1 protein-coding gene is annotated in these 1,279 nt (G+C 31.6%); it reads right to left on the bottom strand.

What is annotated here, in order from left to right; translation table 11 throughout:
* Positions 1-110 precede the first annotated feature (110 nt).
* The gene (locus F459_RS0121965) at positions 111-1,184 is read right to left on the bottom strand and encodes a hypothetical protein (protein ID WP_020614783.1); all 1,074 of its coding nucleotides are present in this window, start codon (positions 1,182-1,184) and stop codon (positions 111-113) included.
* Positions 1,185-1,279: the final 95 nt, after the last annotated feature.

The raw sequence follows: 1,279 nt of genomic DNA, 5'->3' as shown, positions 1-1,279 counted from the left end.
GAAAAGGAGCTTAAAGCTGCTGCATAGTCAGATTATACCGGTAGGTTCCACCTTAAATAGTTTGCAAAACTGTTTGACAAACGGGCTCAGCATAAATTGCTGGTTATACATCAATTCTGGTATAGCTCAAAATGTATTTTCTGTATGTCTTCTATTTCATCAAATCTAAGCAAACCAGTATACATTTCATTTTTTACTATATGGAGACACCCCATTTCACTACTCATTGTATAATTATCAAGGTTATAAATTTCTGCATAGTAATGGTCTTTTATTTCACCAGACACATTTTTTTGAATTGTATAGAGTATTTGATTATTGTTTGTCTCAATAATATCGTCATACAAAACAGCATGCTCATAGAAACCAGCAAGCTTAGTTGCTTTATTGTTTGTTATATCTATTCTGTATATTAAATCGTTTTTATTTGTTAACGCATATAATGCAAGATAGTTGTTTTCTGGATTGTAAGAACCATTATAGTGTAATACAACATCTTTCATCGCCTCCAGTTTGATGGTTGGTTCTACGCCATTCAAATCAAGGATATACAGCAATACTGAGCCATCAGAATTACGTTCATCATATGCAAGATAATCATCCTGCATATCAATAAAAATATAAGGAACGCGAATTCTATCTTCAATGAAAGGTTTTTCACATATTATTTTGGTAGTTTTATCATTTAGATTAAGTGCTTTTATTTTAGAAATTCTTTCTTCAAAATCATGCTCTATCCAGCAAAGCCAATTTACACCAACACTAACATGATTCGGATAATAACCATTTTCACTTTTAGGTAATACCCCGTTGTATTTCTCTAAAACCTTTGAAGTTATATTATAATAGTATATTGCTTCTTCACTATTACTGTTAACAGCAGTAAACACAATCATAGATTGATTGGAGTCGTAATCACAGATTATAGTACTTTCTTCATCAAAAATGACCTTATCAATTTTATCCGATTTCAGATTATACTCAATAAGCTTAGAATAATCCTGCGTGTAATTACTTGCTATAAAGAATACGGCATTATTTTCTTGATAATATTTTGTATCAAAAATTATTCGTTTTGGTAAAATTTGACTTTCTGTGCTAAAAACTTTTGTTTCTACGGGATGAATACCTTTACTTATTATGTTTGTAGTCTGACAGGAAAAGAACAGAAAAACAGCAAGCATTCCCCCTGTGTCAACATAGATTACGCCTGATGTGAGAATTTAATTTCTTCATCAGAGAACAGAACTATGGAGACAGTATGAGGTACAGCAGAGCC

Origin of the sequence: Sediminispirochaeta bajacaliforniensis DSM 16054 (assembly GCF_000378205.1) — a bacterium.
Taxonomy (GTDB): Bacteria; Spirochaetota; Spirochaetia; order DSM-16054; family Sediminispirochaetaceae; genus Sediminispirochaeta; species Sediminispirochaeta bajacaliforniensis.
The sequence above is the reverse complement of the archived record's forward strand: the minus strand, read 5'-3'. Positions and strand labels throughout refer to the sequence as shown.

Bases quoted from the DNA above. Each gene is read 5' to 3' on its own strand.
- F459_RS0121965 (WP_020614783.1), bottom strand. From the start codon at position 1,184: ATGCTTGCTGTTTTTCTGTTCTTTTCCTGTCAGACTACAAACATAATA.